General features: G+C 60.9%; 18 protein-coding genes. 11 read left to right on the top strand and 7 right to left on the bottom strand.

The genetic code is table 11. The features are described from left to right. Positions 1–26: 26 nt before the first annotated feature. Entirely contained in the window at positions 27–2,075 is a 2,049-nt protein-coding gene (locus tag J1G33_RS22320; RefSeq protein WP_262416911.1) for a TonB-dependent receptor, read from the bottom strand. Between the two features lie 346 nt (positions 2,076–2,421). Between J1G33_RS22320 and J1G33_RS22315 the strand changes: the two genes are divergently transcribed. Continuing rightward, positions 2,422–3,297 (top strand): AraC family transcriptional regulator, encoded by an 876-nt coding sequence (locus tag J1G33_RS22315; RefSeq protein ID WP_262416910.1) that lies wholly within the window; start codon positions 2,422–2,424, stop codon positions 3,295–3,297. On the opposite strand, the gene J1G33_RS22310 is transcribed toward J1G33_RS22315, so the two are convergent. From J1G33_RS22310 to J1G33_RS22300, 3 genes are all read right to left on the bottom strand, one after another. Continuing rightward, positions 3,298–4,542, bottom strand: coding sequence for a carbohydrate porin (locus tag J1G33_RS22310; protein ID WP_122733382.1), 1,245 nt, complete (start codon positions 4,540–4,542; stop codon positions 3,298–3,300). Positions 4,543–4,596: 54 nt separating this feature from the next. Continuing rightward, entirely contained in the window at positions 4,597–7,005 is a 2,409-nt protein-coding gene (locus tag J1G33_RS22305; protein WP_078821046.1) for a glucose/quinate/shikimate family membrane-bound PQQ-dependent dehydrogenase, read from the bottom strand. Positions 7,006–7,119: 114 nt separating this feature from the next. Continuing rightward, complete coding sequence (locus J1G33_RS22300) at positions 7,120–7,995, bottom strand: bestrophin family ion channel (protein WP_005787467.1); 876 nt, start codon at positions 7,993–7,995, stop codon at positions 7,120–7,122. A 262-nt stretch (positions 7,996–8,257) separates the two neighbouring features. Here J1G33_RS22300 and J1G33_RS22295 point away from each other — a divergent pair, with 262 nt between their 5' ends. Further along, a complete protein-coding gene (locus J1G33_RS22295; protein WP_032803480.1) occupies positions 8,258–9,178 on the top strand; it encodes a hypothetical protein in 921 nt (306 codons plus the stop codon). A 2-nt stretch (positions 9,179–9,180) separates the two neighbouring features. Further along, positions 9,181–10,209, top strand: a complete 1,029-nt coding sequence (locus tag J1G33_RS22290) for a GGDEF domain-containing protein (RefSeq protein ID WP_223018763.1) — start codon at positions 9,181–9,183, stop codon at positions 10,207–10,209. A gap of 15 nt (positions 10,210–10,224) precedes the next feature. On the opposite strand, the gene J1G33_RS22285 is transcribed toward J1G33_RS22290, so the two are convergent. Next, positions 10,225–10,524: a helix-turn-helix domain-containing protein gene (locus tag J1G33_RS22285; protein ID WP_050549300.1), complete on the bottom strand. Its 300-nt coding sequence runs from the start codon at positions 10,522–10,524 to the stop codon at positions 10,225–10,227. Between the two features lie 91 nt (positions 10,525–10,615). Between J1G33_RS22285 and J1G33_RS22280 the strand changes: the two genes are divergently transcribed. From J1G33_RS22280 to J1G33_RS22270, 3 genes are all read left to right on the top strand, one after another. Continuing rightward, entirely contained in the window at positions 10,616–11,707 is a 1,092-nt protein-coding gene (locus tag J1G33_RS22280; RefSeq protein ID WP_223018762.1) for an NADH:flavin oxidoreductase/NADH oxidase, read from the top strand. Positions 11,708–11,911: 204 nt separating this feature from the next. After that, positions 11,912–14,047, top strand: a complete 2,136-nt coding sequence (locus J1G33_RS22275) for a TonB-dependent receptor (RefSeq protein WP_223018761.1) — start codon at positions 11,912–11,914, stop codon at positions 14,045–14,047. Between the two features lie 240 nt (positions 14,048–14,287). Next, a complete protein-coding gene (locus J1G33_RS22270) occupies positions 14,288–14,887 on the top strand; it encodes a hypothetical protein (protein WP_078821049.1) in 600 nt (199 codons plus the stop codon). A gap of 16 nt (positions 14,888–14,903) precedes the next feature. Here the strand turns inward: J1G33_RS22270 and J1G33_RS22265 are convergent, their stop codons facing one another. Both J1G33_RS22265 and J1G33_RS22260 read right to left on the bottom strand, forming a co-directional pair. Then, positions 14,904–15,626, bottom strand: a complete 723-nt coding sequence (locus J1G33_RS22265) for a FadR/GntR family transcriptional regulator (RefSeq protein ID WP_005787481.1) — start codon at positions 15,624–15,626, stop codon at positions 14,904–14,906. Positions 15,627–15,674: 48 nt separating this feature from the next. After that, positions 15,675–17,411: an IlvD/Edd family dehydratase gene (locus J1G33_RS22260; protein WP_005787482.1), complete on the bottom strand. Its 1,737-nt coding sequence runs from the start codon at positions 17,409–17,411 to the stop codon at positions 15,675–15,677. A 191-nt stretch (positions 17,412–17,602) separates the two neighbouring features. On the opposite strand from J1G33_RS22260, the gene J1G33_RS22255 reads away from it, so the two are divergent. The 5 genes from J1G33_RS22255 to J1G33_RS22235 all read left to right on the top strand — a co-directional run. Next, positions 17,603–18,925: an MFS transporter gene (locus tag J1G33_RS22255; RefSeq protein ID WP_078821050.1), complete on the top strand. Its 1,323-nt coding sequence runs from the start codon at positions 17,603–17,605 to the stop codon at positions 18,923–18,925. Positions 18,926–18,941: 16 nt separating this feature from the next. After that, positions 18,942–19,934, top strand: a complete 993-nt coding sequence (gene araD1, locus J1G33_RS22250; protein WP_223018760.1) for an AraD1 family protein — start codon at positions 18,942–18,944, stop codon at positions 19,932–19,934. Between the two features lie 10 nt (positions 19,935–19,944). After that, positions 19,945–21,525 carry an aldehyde dehydrogenase (NADP(+)) gene (locus J1G33_RS22245; RefSeq protein ID WP_223018759.1) on the top strand — a complete coding sequence of 527 codons (1,581 nt, stop codon included), beginning with the start codon at positions 19,945–19,947 and terminating at the stop codon, positions 21,523–21,525. Between the two features lie 16 nt (positions 21,526–21,541). Then, positions 21,542–22,405 carry an SMP-30/gluconolactonase/LRE family protein gene (locus tag J1G33_RS22240; RefSeq protein ID WP_223018758.1) on the top strand — a complete coding sequence of 288 codons (864 nt, stop codon included), beginning with the start codon at positions 21,542–21,544 and terminating at the stop codon, positions 22,403–22,405. A gap of 37 nt (positions 22,406–22,442) precedes the next feature. Then, the coding region (locus tag J1G33_RS22235; protein WP_223018757.1) for a substrate-binding domain-containing protein at positions 22,443–23,042 on the top strand (600 nt) is incomplete at its 3' end.

Here is a 23,042-nt window from a genome sequence, read left to right as displayed (position 1 = left end):
AGGACAGCCGGCCGAATCGCGTCGGTTCAGAATTGATAGGTATAGCCCACGCCCACCGTCCTCCGACGCGACGGCCCACCATAGGCCACCGGGTCACTGTAGAAACCATAGGTGTCATACGTCTGGTTCAACAGATTGTCGGCAAACGCATACACCTCGCCAAACTTGCTCTCCAGGCCCGCCCGCAGGTCGAGTTTCTCGTAGTTGTCCAGGTTGAAGTGGTTCTGCGGGTCAGCCGCGCGTTCACCAACCAGGTGGTAGTTGAGGCTGGTGTTGAGGCTGGTCTGGCCAAGGCTGGCGAAGTTGCCCAGGGGGTGTTTCCAGCTGGCGTTGACGTTGCCGCTCCAGCGGGGCACATCCGGGGTGCGGTTGCCGGCGGCGACGTCACCGGCCTGGATGCCTTGCACACCGCTGGTGATCTTGGCATCGAGGTAGGTCGCGCTGGCGGCCAGGGTCAGGCCGTAGTCGAAGCGCCAGCTACCTTCCAGTTCGGCGCCGCGGGTGCGGGTGTCGGCGTTGAAGGCGTTGGTGGCGAAGGTCGCCGCGTCGTAGCCAAGCAAGTGATCATCGTGCACGCGGGTGTAGAACAACGCACCGTTGAGGCTGCCGCGACGGTCGTCGGTCTCGCTCTTGAAGCCCAGTTCGGCGGCCCTGCTGACGGCGGCCTTGTAGGGTTCGCTGTCGCTGACCTGGGAGGCATAATCATTGAACCCGCCGGATTTATACCCTCTTGCCAATTGCACGTAGACGTTGGTCTGTGGGGTGATCGCATAACTCAGGGCGACGCGGCCGGTGCCGTAGTGGTCGGTGAGTGCGCGCGAGTCGTCCACGGCGCTCGAACCTGCGAAGTATTGGCCGTCGTAGGTCTTGCGGTCCCAGGAATGGCGGTAGCCGGTGGTGAGTTTCAGGCGTTCGGTGAGCGGGACAGTCACTTCGCCGTAGCCTGCGTAGGTGGTGGTAGTGAAGTCGCGGAACTTGGCGCCGGAGGTGCCGTAGGTGTTGCGTGGGGTGTCGTAGCTGCGTTCATTGCGGCTGGCGGCGACGCCGGCGACCCAGAACACGTCGGAATCGGGCAATGAGCCCAGGTGTATATCCTGGCTCCAGCTGCGCTCGAAGGATTTGTCCACCACCCAGAACTCACCGGGCGTGCCATAGAGGGCGCCCATCAGCTTGCTGTCGTAGGCGATCAAGCCGGTGAAGTCGGCAGTGCCAGTGGCGGTGGTGGAGGTCAGCCGGCTGTTGGCGAAGTCGTGGTCGACCTTGATCGTGTAGCGCTCGGTGGTCTTGTCGTTGTCGTCGAACAGGCCGGGCGTCAGGTCCAGGCTCGGGTGGCTGCCGTAGGGGCGCAGTACCAGGGAATTGGTGGCGCGTTCGGTCTGCTGGCGTTCGGCGCTGAACAGCACGTGGGTGTCATCGTTGAGGTCCCACAACAAGCTGGCGCGATAGGCTTCGTTGCGCGGTTTGGTAATGGGGTTATGGGTCTGGTCGTTGTCGATCCAGCTGTCGTAGCCGGCACGTCGCACCGCCAGGCGGCCGCTGAGGCCGTCACTGAGCGGCCCGCCAATGGCGCCTTCGGTGAGGAACTGGCCTTTCTGGCCGACTTCACCACGCACATAACCTTCGAGTTCCCGGCTGGGTTGGCGGGTGGTGATATTCACGGCACCGGCCTGGCCGATTGCGCCGGACAGTGTGCCCTGCGGCCCCTTGAGCACTTCGATGCGGTCGACGTCGAGGGTGCCGAACCCCAGGCTGCGCGACGACACAGGTACGCCGTCGATATTGAACGCGACCGAACTGTCGTCCATGGACATCTGGTAAAGCGAACCGACACCGCGGATCAACACGTTGAAGTCGTTGGGCCCGCCGGAAGAATTGACGCTGACCCCTGAGGTATTGCGCAGTGCGCTTTCCAGGGTATCGAGGCGTTGGGTACGCAGTTGTTCGCCATCGACCACACTGACGCTGATCGGCACTTCCTTGGAATTTTCCTGGGCCATGCGCGCCGTTACCGTGGAGGCGGGCAGTTGCAGAGGTTCGCTGAGGGTGGCGGCGAAGGCGGTAGGGGTCAGTGTCAAAGCAATCGCTATTGTTATACTATTACGTTTGTAGCAAGATTGACGGGTAGCCGCCGTGTTGCATCGTGCAGACATGATGGGACCTTGACTGAGAGTTCTGATCGGCGTGCGTTGCTCAGGGGCAGCAGCAATCTGGCTTGGCACGTGCGGTGCGCCAAATGCTAATAATTATCAATTGCAGAGTTCTACCCCGATGTGGTCTGATTCGAGCCGTATCCGGTCAGCCAGGAGATTTACGATGTCAGCCGTTCAGGGAGGCGCAGGAGAACCGATGCCGGTCTCGCGAATCATTACGGGAGGGTTTGGTAGCGATCTGGGGCCGGGAGCGCATTGCCGGGTCACGTGTATGACCCTGCAGGAGGGCCTGGACATCGTGCGTTGGCAGAGCACCTTTGAGCAGCCGGTAGAGTTGCCCTTGCAAGACGACAGCGAGTGCATTCACTTTAGCTTCACCAACCTGTTAAAGGGCAAGGCCGCGTGCAGCTTTCGCGATGGGCGCCGGCAGCGTCGCTATGTGATTGATGAAGGCGCGGGCAGCATCAGCTTTGGCCGTTGCCGCCACGGCCTATATCACCAGCACGGCGAGATCGACAACATCACCGTCATGATTCGCCCCGAGTTGCTGGCCCAGTGGGAATTGAAGCTCGACCCGCTGCTGAACAAGGCATTGGCCTGCGAACATTGCTTCCTCGACGGCCATCGCAGCGGTGAAATGAGTGCTACCGCGCACATGCTCGGCCTGGCCATGGACCACGGCGCCAGCCTGCCATCGGCCCCGCCGCGCAGCAGCCTGTGGCTGTACGGGCAAAGTGTCACGCTGGTCAGTCTGTTCCTCGAAGCGCGCCAGGATGGCGAATGCACCTGCCGCGTCAGCCACACCGACCGCCAGCGCCTGGTGCGGGCCCGCGATCGTTTGCTGGAAGATCTGGGCAAGGCGCCAAGCCTGTCGGAGTTGGCCCGTGAGTCCGGCTTGAGCCAGCCCAAGCTCACCCGCGGGTTTCGCCAGCTGTTCTCCAACAGCGTCTATGGCGTGTTCCAGCAGACGCGCATGATCCAGGCGCGCAGCCGCTTGATGAGCGGCAATGAATCGGTGATGCGCATCGCCTCGGACCTCGGTTATGCCAACGCCAGCCATTTCGCCACTGCGTTCCGCAAGCAGTTCGGGATCAATCCGTCGATGTTGAAAAATGGCGGGCGCGGCAGAGCCCTGGATGTCGGCTGACTAGAAGGTCGCTTTCACCTGCAGTCCCAGCACCAGCGCGTTGTCGATGTTCTGTGCGGAAAACGCCCCCGGCTCGATGATGTATTGCACGTCCGGGCGCAAGGTCAGCCACGGTGTGGCCTGGTAGCCGTAGCTGAGTTCGATCAGCTGTTCAGCGTTGTCCAGATTGGCGTAGGCCGCATCCGCATTATCCCGGCTGCGCGGGTTGGGCACTGCACGGCCATAACCGAGGGCGACGGTATCCCGGGGGCGACTGTCGAACGGTTTGTACAGTACCAGCCCCGCGCCATACCACTTGGTGAACGGCGAAGCCGCTTCGCTGGCCGCAGAGTATTGGCCGAAGGCGTGCAAGCTGCGGCCTTGGGAGGATTGGGAGGCCCACACCGCCTGGTCGATCAACAGGTAGTGACCGCCGCGCCCGCTGACGTCCTTGTTGCTGCCAATGCGTTTTACATCGGAACTGTCGTAGTAATAACCGAGTTTGTATTCACCCGGCAGGCTGCCCGCGTGCTTGTAGATCAGCTCGATGGGCACCACGGTGCCGGTGGTGTGCTTGGGCCCCAGGTGCCAGGCGCGGCTGGAGTTGCCATTGCTGGAAGGGTCGACGTTGAACGCAGCCACCCGCAGTTGCCAGTTTGGCGAAAAGTCATATTTCACCCGCGCGCCCAGGTGCGCATTCGGGTAATTGGCCCATCCACTGCCGCCCGACATGTTCAGCGGATGCCCGCAGAAGCCGGCGTTCATGAAATTGCACAAAATGCCGCTGTCCAGGCCGCCGAGGTCATTGCCCATGGCCATGTAGCCGAGCTTGACGTTGAGTGCGGGGGTGAACAGCGTGCGCTCGTAGCTCAACTCGGTGAGGCGCGTGTAGAGGCCGCCGTAGTTTTCCTGGATCGGCAGGCGGTTGCCCACCAGGTCTTCGGAAGCGCTGTTGCCGCGCCGGTCGTTGATGGTCAGCTGGATGCGGTCGCCGTTGTTGAAACCGTAAAGCTTGCCCAGGTCGAACTGCACGCCGAGCTTGAGGTTTTGCGAATAGCGGGCCGAGCGATGCTGGCCGCCGTGGGCGTTGTAAGCGGTTTCGCCGCTGTAGTCGCCGGTAAAGCGGATGCCTTGTGCGTCGAGCTCACGGCGCAGGCCGCCCCAGTCGCCGGTCAGGGTGGTGTCGTCGGCTTGAACGGGCAGGGCAGCAGTCAACGCCAGGCCGAGCACCAGGCGCCCAAGGGAGGTATGAGAAGTAGGGTTCATGCGGAGTTCCAAACGCAAAGCGCGGTGCGGGAGCACCGCGCGAACAGAGAGGGGTTACGGCAGGGCGTAGGCGATCACGTAGTCGCCGCGGTCGGTGGACTGGCGCGCGCCGCCGGCGGTGACGACGATGTACTGCTTGCCGGTTTTTGGCGACACGTAGGTCATCGGGCCACCCTGGCTGCCAACCGGCAAACGGGCTTTCCAGATTTCGTCACCGTTGCCACTGTTGAAGGCGCGCAGGTAGAAGTCCTGGGTGCCGGCGATAAAGATCAGGCCGCCTTGGGTGGACAGCGTGCCGCCCAGTGTCGGCAGGCCGACTTTGATTGGCAGGTGCATGCGGATGCCCAGAGGGCCGGTGTCTTCAACCGTGCCCACCGGTACTTGCCAGGCAACTTTTTGCGTCTTCATGTCGATAGCGGTCAAGGTGCCGAATGGCGGTGCCTGGCAGGGAATGCCGGCCACCGACAGGAAGCGGTTCTTGTTGACCGCGTAAGGCGTGCCCTTGAGCGGCACGGCGCCCATACCGGTGTTCAGTGCTTCACCACCGGAAGAGGCCTGGGCCTTGTTTTGCGACGGCACCATCTGGATCCACAGCCCCAGGCGCATGTCATTGACGAAGATAAAACCGTGTACCGGATCGGTGGAGATGCTGCCCCAGTTCATGCCGCCGAGCGAACCCGGAAAGCTCAGGGATTTATCGGTGCCCGGCGCGGTGTACAGGCCGTCGTAGCGCATACCTTTGAAGTCGATACGGCACAGCAACTGGTCGTACGGGGTGGCACCCCACATGTCCGATTCGGTCAGGGTCTGCGCGCCAATCTGCGGCATACCCACCGATTTTGGCTGGGTCGGGGAGTATGGTTCGTTGGGAATGTTCGCGGCCTTGACCGGCACTTCCTGCACGTCGGTCAGCGGCTTGCCGGTGGCGCGGTCGAGCACGTAGATCTGCCCGGCCTTGGTGCCGATCACCACAGCCGGTACCGTTTTGTCGCTGCCTGGCGGGGTGAAGTCGATCAGGCTCGGCTGCATTGGCAGGTCGAAGTCCCAGAGGTCATTGTGGACGGTCTGGTAGACCCACTTTTCAGCACCGGTGGACGCGTCGAGCGCCAGCACGGAGGCGCCATATTTGTGGTTCAGCTGGGTGCGTTCCACGCCGTAAATGTCGGTGGAGGAGCTGCCCATCGGCAGGAAAACGGTGTTCATCAGCGGGTCGTAGGACATCGGCGCCCAGCTGTTCGGCGTGCTGCGCACATAGGTGCTGCCCGCGGCCGGCGCTTGCTTGTCTTCAGGGTTGCCTGGGTCGAACGCCCAACGCATCTGGCCGCTGATCACATCAAAACCACGGATCACGCCGCCTGGCATATCGGTCTGCACGTTGTCGGCGACACGGCCACCGACAACGACGGTGGTGCCGGCGATCAAAGGCGCCGAGGACAGTTGGTAGTAGCTGTCCGGCACATTACCCAGGCCGGCTTTCAAGTCCACTTGGCCATGGGTGCCGAAGTCTTCGCAGAACTTGCCGGTGTCGGCATCCACGGCGATCAGGCGCGCATCAATGGTGTTGGTCAGCAGGCGACGCTGGCACTGCGCACCGGCAGGCACGCTGGCGGCAATGATCGGCGAGCTGTTGGGCTGGGTCGGCTGGGCAATCGGCGCAGTGGCGTCGAAGTAGGCCATGCCACGGCAACGCTGCCACACCGCTGACTGGGCGTTGACCTCGTTCTTCCACAGCTCTTTGCCGGTGTCGGCGTCCAGAGCGATCAAGTTGTTGTGCGGGGTGCAGATGAAGACTTTGTTGCCGATCTGCAAGGGCGTCAACTGGTCTTCGGCGCCGTTGCCGTCGCTGATGGCCACGTCACCGGTGTGGTAGGTCCAGGCGACTTTGAGTTTGTCGATGTTGTCGCGATTGATCTGGTCCAGCGCGGCGAAGCGGCTGCCGCCCTCGGTGTTGCCGTAGTGCGCCCAGTCTTTCTGTGCATCGGCTTCGGCTACCGGGGTGATACCAGGGCCGGCACCGGTCGGCGCCACGCTTGGGTGAGCGACGAACATATTGCCTGCCGCCACCGCCACGCCGACTGCCAACAAAGCCGCGACCGCATAAGCGCCACGCGCCGGTTTGCCGGCCAGCAATGGATATACCAGCGCCACCACCACGCCGATCACTGCGAACATGAACAGCCGCGAGAACAGCGGCCAGTACACCAGGCCCACGTCGGCCACCGCCCATACGGCCGTACCGACGAGGAACGCGGCAAACAACCACGCTCCGGCAGGCTTGCGCCGAGCGATCAACAGGCCGGAGACAGCCATGGCCACGCCACCTGCCAGGAAGTACCAGGAACCTCCCAGGCTGACTAGTTTGGCGCCACCCACGGCAAGCGCAAGGCCGAGCAGGGCGATGACAACGCCCAGGCCCAGGAGTAGAAATCTAGAGACGCCAGCGGCGCGCGATGCTCGTTTCATGTCGAATAGACTCGAGTGAGAGAGGGCAAAGACGCGATTTTAGCAAGATAAGTAACCGGTTAGTACATTGCGCCTCGTAATAGTCTTTTACAACTACGGCGACGATGCCTTGGCTCAGGCCAACGCATCGCGCTGCATCGATTGCAGGTTCTTCTCAATGGTTTCGCAAATCGCCTCCATCTGGATCTGATGCTCGCTGGAGTGAAACGGGCTTTGCAGGTCGGTGCCGATACGCTCGATGGCCAGCAGCATAAAACCCACTACCGTGGAAGCCAGCGGGGTAAACCAGCCGAGGGATTCCACCAGGCCCACCGGTACGATCAGGCAGAACAGCGAGATGAACAGCCGCGGGAAATACACGTAGGGGTAGGGCAATGGTGTATTGGCGATGCGCTCCATGCCGCCTTGGGCATTGGACAGGTCGACCAGGGTCGACTCCAGCCGCGCCAGGCGGATGCTGTCCAGGTGGCCGGCCTTGTATTCCTTGGCCAGCAACGCCGCTGACCCGGTCAGGATGTCATTGGCAAAATTGTTGGTCGCGCCATTGCGGGCGAATTCCTCGGCGGGGATAAACGCTCGTACTTCATCCGGACAGGGTTCGCCCTTGAGGTGGGCGGCCAGGCAATTCACATACGCCACATGGCGGCGCAGCAGTGTGGATTTGATCGGATTCACTTCGCCGTCGGGGTCATCCAGCAGCGTCAGCACCTGGCGCGCAAAGCTGCGCGAATTGTTGACCATCGCCCCCCATAACGTGCGCGCTTCCCACCAGCGGTTATAGGCGCTGCTGTTGCGAAAACTGATCAACACCACCAGCGCCGAACCCAGCAATGTCAGTGGCATCAGCGGCAGGTTGATCTTGGTGGTCAGAAACAGCATGAAGTCCACGGTTACTGCCACATCCCACAGCAATAGCCAGAACAGGGCCCAGCCCACATAGCCCATGGTCTTGATGATCAGGCGGTATTTCTTCAGGACGGCAGCTTTCAAACGAGAACCTCGCGGCGGGCGGTTGGCAACAATGCTCTGTTACGACGCCATGCAAGGGAGAAAGGTTCGCCGGTTGCTGAATCGATTCGTCGACCAGTCACTAGCTTCGGAGGATGTAACGAGAAGTTACGCGCAGGGGTGCGCAGAGGGTCCACTTGAATCTGGAACAACTTTGGTACTGATGACGTCTTGTCCGGCAATCGCTGTACATTGCGTTCGAGGCAAAAAGCCATTAACCGTAGGGTTTACCACGTGATTTGTTTTGGGGCCGGGCTGCAGGGATTTCGTAGCTGAGATCAGTGGAATCAAGTTGGATGATCAGGGCTCTTTCATGCATGTCAGTTCGTTGAAGTCGGCTATGTGTAATACCGCGCAAGCGCTCGAACGTCATAAGGATTTTGAATCGTGCCTGAGAGCGCATTACCACGTGCTGCTCGTGCCCTATTCCCGAAGACCGTTTTTCTACAAGAGTGCACTTAAATACAGCCGTTTGATGGTGTCGTTTGCCTTATTGAGTGAATACTTCGCCACACCCTTACCGTTATTGTCGGAAGTTAAGACCCTGTGTGTGACGCGCAGGTATTGTTCAAAAAACAGCCTGGAATCAATGTTCCTGTTATTGCGGGCGCTGGGCTTCATGGACGTCGCGCCGCACCCCGAAGACAGTCGCTTCAGGGTCTACGCGCCGTCGGATGAGGCCTGTCGCGAAGCGCGTTTGATGTTGACCTCGCTCACCGAGTCATTGGCGCGGCTTTACCCTGAGCGGGCGATTTTCCGGCAAATGCGCGAGTTGGATGACCGGGGCTTCCTGTCCCTTTATTTCAAGGGCTTTGCCATTATCCTCGACGCCGATCTCACGGTGGATGTACTGCTTCCCGAGTGTTACTGGTTGGTGAAAAGAGACGCCGGGCATCTGTTGATGCTGGCGATTTATAACGATGCCTTCGCGCCGGAAAATGATCGGGCCACGTTCCGGTCATCGTCTTATCTGGCCTTGGCCAAGCAACTTTCCGTGTCCAAGACTCACATTATTCGAATGGTCCAGGAGGGTGTCGAGAAGGGGTATTTCAAAGCTCACTCCAAGACCCGGCTGGAAGTGCTGCCGCCTTTTGTCAGCCTGGTAAAACGCTTTATGGCCTTTTCTTTTGCGCTGGGCCTGCATGCTATTGAGATGGGAGCGTAAGGATGCCTGCTAACTTGAAGTTAAGGCCCAGGATGCGCAGGTTGTTGTCGCCTGCGGTGACCCAAGCGGAATGGATCGGGATCATTGCCTGGGTCGGTATATGGCTGATTCATCCGGCCATGCAGTTCGACCTGTCCATGTTGGGTGTCACCATTGGTCTGTTGCTGGTATGCCGGTTTCACTCCAAAACCGCCAACTTTCTACTGTGGCGGATGCTGGGAGTGGCCTATATCGTGATGTTGTCCGTGGGGTTTGCCTATGTCATTGGCCTTAATCAGGAGTTGCGTATCTACGGCTTGCCCCTGGCCGTTACCCTGGTGGTCGGCAGCGCTATCTTGTTTATCAGTGTTCAGGATTATCTGGTCGGCGCCCTGTTGATCTGGTTCATATTATGGTCGCCGATGCAGGCCGATACATATGCAGGAACACAGGCGTATCTGCTGATATTTTGCGCATCTTCGGTCTCCATCGGTTTTATCCTGAGTTATTCGTATTTGAAGAACCTGCGTTCGGTGTTGTTGGTGGAAAGCGAGTTTCGCGCCTTGGCCGAAACCGATTATTTGACCTCGATCCTTAACCGTCGCGCTTTTATGCAAAGCTTCGAACAGCTGCTCGACAGCGGCCAGGCTGGCTACTTCATCATGTTGGATATCGACAGCTTCAAGGCAAAAAATGATCTGTACGGTCACGATGTCGGTGACAAGATCCTGCGGGCCATGGCCGTGTGCCTGAAAAACGCCAAAGGTAGCCACAGCTTTGGAAGAATCGGCGGGGAGGAGTTCGGCGTGTTGTTGCAGGACGATGACCCGGTCTTCGCCCGTGAGTTCGTGCTGGGTTTGTTGCAGGCCATACGCTCAAGTGTTGCCGCGCCTCACAACTACACCTGCAGTGCGGGCATGGCACGCTTCGCGCCAGGTGACGAGTTATCGGCGGTGCTCAAGATGGCGGACAAAAATCTCTACGGCGCCAAGCGCAATGGCAAGGACTGCGTGCACCTTAATGGCGTGTTGCTGCAGCCAGTTGCGTCCTGATGGGCAAAACGCCGGCTAGGATTGCGCAAGAACACTCGCCAGCAGCCCGGGAAAGCGGCTCTCAAGCTCTTCACGGCGCAACGAATTCATATGGGTGGTCCCCACATTGCGCGTGTGTACCAGGCCCGCATCACGTAACACCCTGAAGTGGTGGGACATGCTGGACTTGGGCCGCCCGCCATCCAGTTCACCACAGCTGGCTTCGGCCACGCCGGCCAGGCAGCGCACGATGTCCAGGCGCACGGGGTCGCTGAGGGCGTACAGCACGCGCTCAAGCGTCAATTCTTGCAGGGTAGGGTGTTTGAAGGCTCGCATGGGGCGGATCATAACAGGGGGGTAGCGTTCAATACCATAGTTCGATTACCATCGAACTATCGAATCACACACGCTTCTCTCGGAGTATCTGATGTCCGCATTGTTCGAACCGTTCAAACTCAAAGACGTTACCTTGCGCAATCGCATTGCCATCCCGCCGATGTGCCAATACATGGCCGACGACGGCATGGTCGACGACTGGCACCATGTGCACCTGGCCGGCATGGCCCGGGGCGGTGCCGGCCTGCTGGTAGTCGAGGCCACAGCAGTCGCACCGGAGGGGCGTATCACCCCAGGCTGCGCCGGTATCTGGAGCGATGCCCATGCCCAGGCGTTCGTGCCGATGGTCAAGGCCATCAAGGCCGCAGGTTCGGTACCGGGCATCCAGATCGCCCACGCGGGCCGCAAAGCCAGCGCCAACCGCCCATGGGAGGGCGATGACCACATCCCGGCTTCCGATGCCCGCAGCTGGGAAACCATCGCGCCGTCGGCCATTGCATTCGGCGCCAATTTGCCCAACGTGCCGCGTGCCATGACCCTGGAAGACATCGCCCGCGTCCAGCAAGACTTCGTCGATGCCGCCCGTCGCGCCCGCGATGCCGGTTTTGAATGGATCGAACTGCACTTCGCCCACGGTTACCTGGGCCAAAGCTTTTTCTCCGAGCACTCCAACCAGCGCACCGATGCCTACGGTGGCAGCTTCGATAACCGCAGCCGTTTTCTCCTGGAAACCCTGGCCGCCGTACGCGAAGTCTGGCCGGAAAACCTGCCACTGACCGCACGCTTTGGCGTGATCGAATATGACGGCCGCGATGAGCAGACGCTTACCGAATCCATCGAGCTGGCGCGCCGCTTCAAGGCCGGTGGCCTGGATCTGTTGAGCGTCAGTGTCGGTTTCACGATTCCTGACACCAACATCCCGTGGGGTCCGGCGTTCATGGGGCCAATTGCTGAACGTGTACGTCGTGAAGCCGGTATCCCGGTGACATCGGCGTGGGGCTTTGGTACTCCGCAACTGGCCGAAGGCGCGCTGCAGGCCGGTCATCTGGACCTGGTTTCGGTAGGGCGTGCGCATTTGGCCGATCCGCACTGGGCGTACTTTGCCGCCAAGGAGTTGGGCGTGGACAAGTCCTCCTGGACCTTGCCGGCGCCTTACGCACATTGGTTGGAACGCTACCGTTGAGGCCAGCCAGCCGGTGATATGAGCCACTCGATTGAGTGGCTTTTTTTCGCCCGTGGTTTTTGCAGTACCCGCTCGATACAACGCCGATACTTGAAAAATAACAAATGAGAATTGATATCAAACGAGAATATGCTGAGATATGATGCGCGGCGAATTATTGGCAGGTTTGCCGCCCCATCTGGCTCATTCACTAGGTTTACATCCATGCGTCGTACCCTGATTTCAATCTGTGTGCTCCAGGCGTTTTCCCCTTTGACCTGGGCAGAGGATGCCCCTGCTGAAAAAGCCAGTATCGAGCTGCAAGCCACCAATGTGACTGCTACTGCAGATTTCGAATCGGCGCAGGGCCCGGTTCAGGGCTACCACGCCACCCGTTCAGCCAGTGCGACACGCACCGACACCTCGATTCATGAAACCCCACAGTCCATCAGCGTTGTCTCCAAAGACGTGGTCGAGGATATCGGCGCAACCCGCCTGCAAGATGCCCTCGACTACGCCGGCGGCGTCGGCCGCGCCAACAACTTTGGCGGCCAGGGCCTGACCACCTTCACCGTACGTGGCTTCACCACCGGTGAGTTCTACCGCAATGGGTTTCCGATCAACCGGGGCTACCCGAACATGCCGGATGCCAACACCATCGAACGCCTTGAGGTGTTGCGCGGCCCCGCAACCATGCTCTACGGCCGTGGCGACCCCGGTGGTACGTTCAACGTGGTGTCCAAGCAACCCTTGGCCGAACGCACCGTCACCCTGGGCAGCCAGGTGAATGACCAGGGCATGAAGCGCGGCACCCTGGATGCCTCCGGCCCTCTGGACGAAGAGGGCCGTCTGGCGTATCGCCTCAACGTGGTGGGCGAGGGTGGCGATACCTTCCGCGATCATGTCGAGACCGAGCGCTACGGCGTGACGCCGGTGATCACCTGGCAGGCCACCGATGCCACCAAGGTGACCTTCGAAGGCGACTTCATGCGCAACAACCACCCGCTGGACCGTGGCCTGACGCGTTTCCCCAACCAGCGCGGCACGCCATCGCGCGATACGTTCTGGGGCGACAAGGATGCCGGCAAGCTGCACAACGACAACAACATGGCCCAGTTGCGTTTCGAGCACGCGCTCAACGACAACTGGACCCTGGGCGGCGGTTTCCAATGGTTGGACGGCAGCTTGAAAGGTAACGCCATTGAAGCCAATGGACCGAGCAGCCTGGGCGCCGATGGCCGTACCCTGCAACGCAACTTCAACTACCGCAAGCTGGAATGGACCGACAAGGATTACCAGCTCAACCTGACGGGCCACTTCTCCACGGGCGGGTTCGAGCACACCTTGCTCACCGGTATCGAGTACGAGGATTACGACTACAAGTCGATCATCCAGCGTTCCAGTGCGGCCCTGGGCACTTACCCGATCGACATCTTCAATCCGGTGTACGGCCAAACGCGCCCGGCGCTGACTCGCACGCCCACCCACGATAAAGAAAACCTCAAGACCTACGCTGCCTTCGTGCAGGACCAGGTGGCACTGACCGAGCGTCTGAAAGTCTTGGCAGGTGCGCGTTTCGAGCGTTTTGAACATGACTACCAAAGTTATGTGGCGGGAGTAAAACCGTGGACCGCCGCCGACAACGCCGTCACGCCGCGTGTGGGCGTGATCTACGACCTCACCGACACCGTCGCGGTCTATGCCGACGCCGCCCGTTCGTTCAAGCCCAACACCGGCGCCAGCCGCGAAGGCGGTGGTTTCGCGCCGGAGAAAGGCAAGTCCTACGAGATGGGCATCAAGTGGGAAGCGCTTGATCGTCAACTGAGCGTCGACGCGGTGATCTACCAGATCGAAAAGAAAAACGTGCTGGCCACCGACCCTTTGGACAATACCCTGAGTGTCGCGACCGGCCAGGTACGCAGCCGCGGATTTGACCTCAACGTGGCGGGCAACCTCACACCCGAGTGGCGTGTGATCGGCGGCTACGCCTACGTGGACGCCGAAGTGACCCGCGACACCACCCTGCGCGCCGGCACCCGCTTGATGAACATCCCGCGCAACAGCTTCAGCCTGCTCAACGTCTACGAGTTCCAGGACGGCGCACTCAAAGGGCTGGGCCTGGGGGCCGGTGGCAAGTACGTCGACCAGCGCGCCGGCCAGACCGCCAATACGGCCTTCTCGATGGACGCCTACACCGTGGTCGACCTGCTGGGTTACTACAAGGTCAACGAGCAGGTGCGTCTGAACCTGGACGTGAAAAACCTGTTCAACCGCGAGTATGAGGAAGGCGCGTTCGGCAATATCTACGCTTACCCAGGCGCACCGCGCACCGTGCAGGTCGGAATCTCCTACACCCTATAAGGCTATACACAGTACTCAATGTGGGAGGGGGCTTGCTCCCGATAGCGGTGAGTCAGTCTCAATGTTTTTGACTGATACACCACTATCGGGAGCAAGCCCCCTCCCACATTTGCAGCTGCGTTACTGTCAGGTTTGACAGTAGACAGTGAAGGGCGATGGAGGGATGTTTGCCGTTAACGTGTCAGCGTAGTGGTCGGCGCTTATTATTTTTCCAAGCCACGCTTAATAGGGATATTAAAAATGGAACAGGAACTCATAAATGAAGTTGAAGAACTGATTAAAAAAACCAACGATGCGGAGCGTCTGTTCACCCGGTACGCCACCAAGTGCTACACGTCAGCCTTGCAAAAATACGCCAAGGAAATCAGCGAGACCTCATACACGTATCTGTTGGCCGAGCTTGCCGAAAGTTCGTTGAGCTCCGAAATCCTCGGCCGGCCGGGTGCCAATATCAGCCTGGTCAGGATCGAGATAGAGGAGGTTATGCTCGAAGCCGACGTGATCAAGAAATTGAAACGGGCCGAAACCCACTATCTGGAAACGTTGGAATCGGTGCGCAAGTTCGAAGACCTTAAACGCTTTGAAAAGATGCAGGACACGTCCGATATCGTGCGCTCGATAAAACTGGGTGTGTCACGTTTCAATATCCTGTTTGTCATCCTGCTGATCGGCGGCTTGACGTGGGCGGCGATCAATCTGCCTAAAGAAGCCCTGGCGCTTATATCTGCCGCTATCGGCGGGGCTATCACCCACTTGTTGTCCGAGCGCCAGGCGGTGCTGGCGCTGAAAAAAGAGGGCGATAACACCTGCCCCAGAGCCAACAATAACAATCAGGAGTGAGTGCGACGGGGTGGGGTTACAACGGCGTCAATACATTCATCACCGTATCCAGCGCCACCCGCGTGTCATCCAGTTGTACCAGCGAGGCATGCCTTGCGCCCAGCGCATCGCGGTTCTGGATCGCGGTGAGGATTGCCTTGTGCCGGGGCAGGCTCAGGCCCTGGATATCCGGGCGGCGGTTGGTGATATTGATCGACTCGCGCAGCGGCAACGAGAGCATGTTGCACATATAGGCGAGCAGGTCGTTGCGGGTGGCGTCGGCAATCGCGCGGTGGAAGTCCAGGTCGGCCTGCAACAGATCCTCATGGGTCTTGGCGGTTTCCATGCCCTGGTAGGCTTGTTCGATGATGGCGATGTCTTCATCGGTGGCGGTGGTCGCGGCCATGGCAGCGATTTCCGGTTCGAGGATGCGGCGCACCCCGGCCAGCGTATTGAAGAACTCACTGTGGGGCGTGGACTGCATCAACCAGGACAGCACATCCGGGTCGAGCAGGTGCCATTTCAAGCGTGGCCGTACCACCGCACCCACCCGTGGCTTGGAATACACCAGGCCCTTGGCGCTGAGCACCCGCGTCGCCTCGCGCAACACCGAACGGCTGACCTGGTATTCCTCGCACAGCGTGGCTTCCATGGGCAACCGTTCTTCGGGCTTGAAGCGACCGGAAACGATGTGCATGCCCAGGTCCTGAACGATCTGGGCATGCTGGCTCTTGCGCGGCTTGGGCGGCTGGTGATCCATAACGACGGGCAGGCTCTGGCTTGAATTCGCCGCATCATAGCATCCCAATTAGTGGGAATGCCGTGGGACTTCCGCTCCGCGGCAGCCCACCAGGAAGTCAAAGTCGCAGCCCTGGTCGGCTTGCAGCACATGGTCGATGTACAGTTGGCGATAGCCACCGACGATCAGCTTTTGCGGTGGCGCCAGATCAGCCATGCGCGCCGCCAGCTCGGCGTCGGGGATGTCCAGGTGCAGGCGGCCATTGGCGCAGTCGAGTTCAATCCAGTCACCTTCCTTCACGGCCGCCAATGGCCCGCCGGCAGCGGCTTCCGGTGCCACGTGCAAGACCACCGTGCCGTAGGCGGTGCCGCTCATGCGCGCATCGGAAATGCGCACCATGTCAGTCACGCCCTGGGCCAGCAGTTTGGCCGGCAGTCCCATGTTGCCGACCTCGGCCATGCCTGGGTAACCCTTGGGGCCGCAGTTCTTCATGACCAGGATCGAGTTGGCGTCCACGTCCAGCTCCGGATCATTGATGCGCGCCTTGTACATGTCGAAGTTTTCGAACACCACCGCACGGCCACGGTGTTGCATCAGTTCGGCGCTGGCGGCAGACGGCTTGAGCACCGCACCCAACGGCGCCAGATTGCCGCGCAGCACGCAGATGCCGCCGTCGGCGCGAATCGGGTTGTCGAGGGTGCGGATCACTTCGTCCTGGCCGTAGATCGGCGAGTCCTTGGTGTTCTCGCCCAGGGACTTGCCATTGACGGTCAAGGCGTTCGGGTGGGGGATCAGGTTGGCCTCACCCAGGCGACGCAACACGGCAGGCAGGCCGCCAGCGTAGTAGAACTCTTCCATCAGGAAGCGCCCTGAGGGTTGCAGGTCGACGATGGTCGGCATGCCGCGCCCGATGCGGGTCCAGTCATCGAGGTCCAGCTCCACGCCGATGCGCCCGGCGATGGCTTTAAGGTGAATCACCGCGTTGGTCGAACCGCCGATGGCCGCGTTCACGCGAATCGCGTTTTCAAACGCTTCTTTGGTGAGGATCTTCGACAGCTTCAAGTCTTCGCGCACCATCTCGACCGCACGCATACCGGACATGTGCGCCAGCACATAACGCCGCGCATCCACCGCTGGGATCGCCGCGTTGTGGGGCAGGGACGTGCCCAGTGCCTCGGCCATGCACGCCATGGTCGAGGCGGTGCCCATGGTGTTGCAGGTGCCTGCCGAGCGCGACATGCCGCCTTCGGCCGCGAGGAAGTCATCCAGGGTGATGGTGCCAGCCTTGACCTGTTCGCTGAGCTGCCACACCACCGTGCCCGAGCCGATGTCCTGGCCCTTGTGTTTACCATTGAGCATCGGCCCGCCGGTGACCACGATAGCCGGCACGTCGCAACTGGCGGCGCCCATCAGCAGCGCCGGGGTGGTTTTGTCGCAGCCGGTCAGCAGCACCACACCGTCAATCGGGTTACCGCGAATCGCTTCTTCCACATCCATGCTTGCCAGGTTGCGGGTCAGCATCGCGGTAGGGCGCAGGTTGGATTCGCCGTTGGAGAACACCGGGAACTCCACCGGGAAGCCACCGGCCTCGATCACGCCGCGCTTGACGTGCTCGGCGATCTGGCGGAAATGCGCGTTGCACGGGGTCAGCTCCGACCAGGTGTTACAGATGCCGATGATCGGCTTGCCATGGAACTGGTGGTCGGCAATGCCCTGGTTCTTCATCCAGCTGCGATACATGAAGCCGTTTTTGTCGGCGGTACCAAACCATTGGGCGGAGCGTAGGCCGGGCTTTTTGTCAGGCATGATCGATTCTCTTATTGTATGACTATATGTTCTATGCGTGCTTAAACATAAGCGCAAAATCGCTGCTTTGGAAGAGTTGTTTTGTAAATAGTCCTACTATATAGTCTTTCTCAACTGAGGTATGACCCTGGCGGATTTCGCGAGAGGCGTCCCCCGAGCTTCTATAAAAACAACAATCGGAGATCGACCCCATGAGCCAGGAATTGCGGCTTATTCGGCGCATCACGCTGAAACTGATTCCCTTCCTGATCCTGCTGTACCTGATCGCCTACGTGGACCGTTCCGCCGTAGGGTTCGCCAAGCTGCACATGGGCGCCGACGTTGGTATCGGTGATGCTGCCTATGGCCTGGGCGCCGGGCTGTTCTTCATCGGCTACTTCCTGTTCGAGATCCCCAGCAACCTGATGCTCGACCGCTTCGGCGCGCGGCGCTGGTTTGCGCGCATCATGATTACCTGGGGCGCCATCACCATCGGCATGGCCTTTGTGCAGGGGCCGCACAGTTTCTATGTGATGCGCTTTCTGCTGGGCGCGGCGGAAGCGGGGTTCTTCCCCGGCGTGCTGTACTACATCACCCAGTGGTTCCCGGTGCGCCATCGCGGCAAGATCCTTGGGCTGTTCATTCTCTCCCAACCCATTGCAATGATGATCACCGGGCCCGTGTCCGGTGGTTTGCTCGGCATGGACGGCATTCTTGGCCTGCACGGTTGGCAGTGGCTGTTTATCGTGATCGGCACCCCGGCGATCCTGCTGACCTGGCCGGTGCTGCGCTACCTGCCGGACGGTCCCAGGCAGGTCAGCTGGATGAGCGAGCAAGAGAAAACCTGGCTTACCGGCGAGCTGGAAAAAGACCTGCAAGCCTACGGCCAGACCCGTCACGGCAACCCGCTGCACGCGCTCAAAGACAAACGCGTGCTGTTGCTGGCGCTGTTCTACCTGCCGGTGACCCTGAGCATCTACGGCCTGGGCCTGTGGTTGCCGACCCTGATCAAGCAGTTCGGTGGCAGTGACCTCACCACCGGCTTCATCTCGGCCGTGCCGTATATCTTCGGCATCATCGGCCTGCTGATCATCCCGCGCAGTTCCGATCGATTGAACGATCGCTATGGCCATCTCGCCGTGCTCTATGTGCTCGGCGCCATTGGCCTGTTCTGCAGTGCCTGGCTGAGTGTGCCGGTGCTGCAGATGGCCGCGCTGTGCCTGGCAGCTTTCGCGATGTTTTCCTGCACTGCGGTGTTCTGGACCTTGCCGGGACGGTTTTTTGCCGGTGCCAGCGCGGCGGCCGGCATCGCCTTGATCAACTCGGTGGGCAACCTTGGCGGCTATATCGGCCCGTTCGTGATCGGGGCGCTCAAGGAGTACACCGGCAACCTCGCCTCGGGCCTGTATTTCCTATCCGGCGTGATGCTGTTCGGGTTGCTGCTGACCCTCGTGGTCTACCGCTTGCTGGAGCGCAAGCACGTACTGCCCGTCGATCAATTTGCCGCCAGCGCCCGTGGCGCCACACGTACTTAAATCCAGGAGAACCTGCATGCGTTTAGTTCAGTTCGAGTTGAGCAACGGTGAGCGCCGCGTCGGCGTGGTGGAAGGCGACACCCTGCGGGAAGTGCAGGGCGCGCACAGCGTGCGCGAATTGGCCCTGGCCGCCATCGAAGCCGGGGTCAAATTGCAGCAACAGGTACAGAGCCTGGGCCTGGGTGCCAGTCATGACTACGCGGCGCTGCTGGCCGAACTTAAAGTCCTGCCACCGCTGGACCACCCGGACCCGGCCCATATGCTGATCAGCGGCACCGGCCTGACCCACCTGGGCAGTGCCTCGGCCCGCGACAAGATGCACCAGCAGGCCGGTGATGACAGCGCGATGACCGACACCATGCGCATCTTCAAATGGGGCGTGGAGGGCGGCAAACCCGCTGCCGGCCAGGCCGGTGTGCAGCCGGAGTGGTTCTACAAGGGCGACGGCAGCATTGTCGTGCGTCCAGGCGCCGCCTTCCCGGTGCCGCCGTTTGCCGAAGACGCCGGCGAAGAGCCGGAAATCGGCGGCCTGTATGTGATCGGTCACGACCGCAAGCCTTATCGCCTGGGCTTCGCGGTGGGCAACGAGTTCTCCGACCATGTGATGGAACGCAAGAACTACCTGTACCTGGCCCATTCCAAACTGCGCAGTTGCAGCTATGGCCCGGAGCTGCGCGTGGGCGAGTTGCCCGCGCATCTGGCCGGTACCAGCCGCATCCTGCGTAACGGCGAGGTGATCTGGCAGAACGAATTCCTCAGCGGCGAAGCCAACATGTGCCACAGCCTGGAAAATCTTGAATACCACCACTTCAAATACAGTCAGTTTCTCAAACCGGGCGATGTGCATATTCACTTCTTCGGCACCGCTACCCTGTCATTCGCCGACGGTATACGTACTCAACCGGGCGATGTGTTCCAGATCAGCCAGGCTGAGTTCGGCGCGCCATTGATCAACGGCATCGGCATGGTCGACGCGGTATTCGAACCCGGCCACGTCATCACCCTTTAAGGAGACCTACATGACCCAGTTCCTCGGCCACAACTACATCGGCGGCCAGCGCAGCGCCAACGGCAGCGTCAAGCTGCAGAGTATCGATGCCACCACCGGCGAAGCCTTGCCCCAGGATTTCTACCAGGCCACCCCGCAAGAGGTGGATGCCGCCGCCAAAGCCGCAGCGGCCGCTTACCCGGCCTACCGCGCCTTGAGCGCCGCACGGCGTGCGCGGTTTCTGGACGCGGTGGCCGATGAGCTGGACGCGCTGGGCGATGATTTCGTCGAGTTGGTCTGCCGCGAAACTGCGTTGCCTGCTGCCCGTATCAAAGGCGAGCGCGGGCGTACCAGTGGCCAGATGCGCTTGTTCGCCACCGTGCTGCGCCGTGGTGATTTCTACGGGGCGCGTATCGACAAAGCCCAGCCCGACCGCCAGCCGTTGCCGCGTCCGGACCTGCGTCAATACCGTATCGGCCTGGGCCCGGTGGCTGTGTTCGGTGCCAGCAACTTCCCCCTGGCGTTTTCCACCGCCGGTGGCGACACCGCCGCTGCGCTGGCCGCCGGTTGCCCGGTGGTGTTCAAGGCGCACAGCGGGCACATGGCGACCGCCGAGCGCGTGGCTGATGCGATCATTCGCGCCGCCGAGGCCAGCGAGATGCCGGCGGGCGTGTTCAACATGATCTTCGGCGGCGGTGTCGGTGAAGCGCTGGTCAAGCACCCGGCAATCCAGGCGGTGGGCTTTACCGGTTCGCTCAAGGGTGGTCGTGCCCTGTGCGATATGGCGGCCGCACGCCCGCAACCGATCCCGGTATTTGCCGAAATGTCGAGCATCAACCCGGTCATCGTGCTGCCCCAGGCCCTGCAAACGCGTGCCGAGAGCGTCGCCCGCGACCTGACTGCCTCGGTGGTACAAGGCTGCGGCCAGTTCTGCACCAACCCCGGACTGGTGATTGGCATCGCTTCGCCTGCGTTCACCGCGTTCACGCAACAGGTCGCGCAATTGATCGGTGAGCAACCGGCGCAAACCATGCTCAACACCGGCACCCTGGACAGCTACGGCAAGGGCCTGGAAAAACTCCTGTCTCACCCGGGCATCCAGCATCTGGCAGGCAGTACGCAAGTGGGCAACCAGGCTCAACCGCAACTGTTCAAGGCGGATGTACGCTCGCTGATCGACGGCGACGAAGTGCTGCAGGAAGAAGTGTTCGGCCCCACCACGGTGTTTGTCGAGGTCGTCGACCAGGCTCAACTCAGCGCCGCCCTGCATGGGCTGCGCGGCCAGTTGACCGCCACGATCATCGGCGAACCGGCTGACCTGCAACAGTTCGCCGAGTTGACGCCACTGCTGGAGCAGAAGGTCGGGCGCATCCTGCTCAACGGTTACCCCACGGGGGTGGAAGTCTGCGATTCGATGGTGCACGGCGGGCCGTATCCGGCGACCTCCGACGCCCGCGGCACCTCGGTCGGCACCTTGGCCATCGACCGTTTCCTGCGGCCCGTGTGCTTCCAGAATTACCCTGATAGCCTGCTGCCCGACGCGTTGAAAAACGCCAACCCGTTGCGTATCCAGCGCTTGGTGGATGGCGCACCGTCTCGAGAATCGCTGTAAGTCATCAGGAGGCTTCATGTCGTTGAGCGCAGTCACCCCACACCGTGCCCGCTTGGGCGAAGGACCGTTCTGGGATGTTCGATCCCAGGCGCTTTACTGGGTGGATATCGCCGCCAAACAGGCACTGCGCTGGATGGACGGGCAGTTGCAGGTGTGGCCGTTGCCCGAGCATGTCTCGGCGTTTATTCCGTGTGAAAGCGGCGATGCGCTGGTGACCTTGAGCAGCGGTGTGTATCGCCTCGACCTGGCTACCCAGGCGCTGACCCTGCTGTGCGTGGCCGACCCGCAACCGGGCAACCGTGGCAACGAAGCGCGCTGCGATGCCCAGGGCCGGCTGTGGCTGGGCACCATGCAGAACAATATCGGTGAGCAGGGCGAAGACCTGCCCATCACCCGGCGCTCCGGTGGCCTGTTCCGTGTCGATGCCGATGCGCGGGTCACGCCGTTGCTGACCGGGCTGGGCATTCCCAACACGTTGCTTTGGAACGAGGAGGGTAGCCAGGTGCATTTCGGCGACAGCATGGACGGCACGCTGTATCAGCATTCGATCCAGTCCGACGGCCAGCTCGAACCCGCCCAGGTATGGTTTGCACCCCATGAGCGCGGTGGGCCGGACGGCTCGGCCATGGACAGCGAGGGCTACATCTGGAACGCCCGTTGGGACGGCAGTTGCCTGCTGCGCCTGACGCCCGCAGGTGAGGTCGACCGCATCATCGAGCTGCCGGTCAGCCGTCCCACCAGTTGCGTGTTCGGTGGGCCCGACCTCACCACCTTGTATATCACCAGTGCCGCGAGTCCCTTGGATCACCCTTTGGACGGTGCGCTGTTGGCCATTGAAGTCGATATCCCTGGCAAGCCTTGCCATCGTTTCGCCGGTTAAACCCAAGACTCAAAAACAACAACAAGAGGTGTCGTTCATGAAAAAGGTTCTACGCGTTCTGGCTGCCGCTGTTGCGTTAAGCAGCCTCAGCAGCATCGTATCCGCTGAAGAAGTGAAGATCGGCTTCCTGGTCAAGCAGGCCGAAGAGCCGTGGTTCCAGACTGAATGGGCTTTCGCCGAAAAAGCCGGCAAGGAGCATGGCTTCACCGTGATCAAGATCGCCGTGCCCGATGGCGAGAAAACCCTCTCGGCCATCGACAGTCTCGCCGCCAACGGTGCCAAGGGCTTTGTGATCTGCCCACCGGACGTGTCCCTGGGCCCGGCCATCGTCGCCAAGGCCAAGGTCAACGGCCTGAAAGTCATGGCCGTGGATGACCGCTTTGTCGATGCCAAGGGCAACTTCATGGAAGACGTGCCGTACCTGGGTATGGCCGCGTTTGAAGTGGGCCAGAAACAAGGGGCCGCCATGGCCGCCGAAGCGAAAAAACGCGGCTGGGACTGGAAGGACACCTATGCGGTGATCAACACCTTCAACGAGCTCGATACCGGTAAAAAGCGCACTGACGGCTCGATCAAGTCCCTGGAAGAAGCCGGCATCCCCAAGGATCACATCCTCACCGCTGCCCTCAAGACTCTT

It is taken from the genome of Pseudomonas sp. P867, assembly GCF_019891455.1.
GTDB classification, from domain to species: Bacteria; Pseudomonadota; Gammaproteobacteria; order Pseudomonadales; family Pseudomonadaceae; genus Aquipseudomonas; species Aquipseudomonas synxantha_A.
This window is presented reverse-complemented; position numbering and strand designations above follow the sequence as displayed.

What these genes read in the sequence shown, in the direction of transcription:
- J1G33_RS22305 (WP_078821046.1), bottom strand. Translation starts at nt 7,005, where the DNA reads ATGAAACGAGCATCGCGCGCCGCTGGCGTCTCTAGATTTCTACTCCTG.
- J1G33_RS22255 (WP_078821050.1), top strand. Translation starts at nt 17,603, where the DNA reads ATGAGCCAGGAATTGCGGCTTATTCGGCGCATCACGCTGAAACTGATT.
- J1G33_RS22260 (WP_005787482.1), bottom strand. Translation starts at nt 17,411, where the DNA reads ATGCCTGACAAAAAGCCCGGCCTACGCTCCGCCCAATGGTTTGGTACC.
- J1G33_RS22290 (WP_223018763.1), top strand. Translation starts at nt 9,181, where the DNA reads ATGCCTGCTAACTTGAAGTTAAGGCCCAGGATGCGCAGGTTGTTGTCG.
- J1G33_RS22265 (WP_005787481.1), bottom strand. Translation starts at nt 15,626, where the DNA reads ATGGATCACCAGCCGCCCAAGCCGCGCAAGAGCCAGCATGCCCAGATC.
- J1G33_RS22275 (WP_223018761.1), top strand. Translation starts at nt 11,912, where the DNA reads ATGCGTCGTACCCTGATTTCAATCTGTGTGCTCCAGGCGTTTTCCCCT.
- J1G33_RS22245 (WP_223018759.1), top strand. Translation starts at nt 19,945, where the DNA reads ATGACCCAGTTCCTCGGCCACAACTACATCGGCGGCCAGCGCAGCGCC.
- J1G33_RS22315 (WP_262416910.1), top strand. Translation starts at nt 2,422, where the DNA reads ATGACCCTGCAGGAGGGCCTGGACATCGTGCGTTGGCAGAGCACCTTT.
- J1G33_RS22280 (WP_223018762.1), top strand. Translation starts at nt 10,616, where the DNA reads ATGTCCGCATTGTTCGAACCGTTCAAACTCAAAGACGTTACCTTGCGC.
- J1G33_RS22285 (WP_050549300.1), bottom strand. Translation starts at nt 10,524, where the DNA reads ATGCGAGCCTTCAAACACCCTACCCTGCAAGAATTGACGCTTGAGCGC.
- J1G33_RS22270 (WP_078821049.1), top strand. Translation starts at nt 14,288, where the DNA reads ATGGAACAGGAACTCATAAATGAAGTTGAAGAACTGATTAAAAAAACC.
- araD1 (WP_223018760.1), top strand. Translation starts at nt 18,942, where the DNA reads ATGCGTTTAGTTCAGTTCGAGTTGAGCAACGGTGAGCGCCGCGTCGGC.
- J1G33_RS22240 (WP_223018758.1), top strand. Translation starts at nt 21,542, where the DNA reads ATGTCGTTGAGCGCAGTCACCCCACACCGTGCCCGCTTGGGCGAAGGA.
- J1G33_RS22310 (WP_122733382.1), bottom strand. Translation starts at nt 4,542, where the DNA reads ATGAACCCTACTTCTCATACCTCCCTTGGGCGCCTGGTGCTCGGCCTG.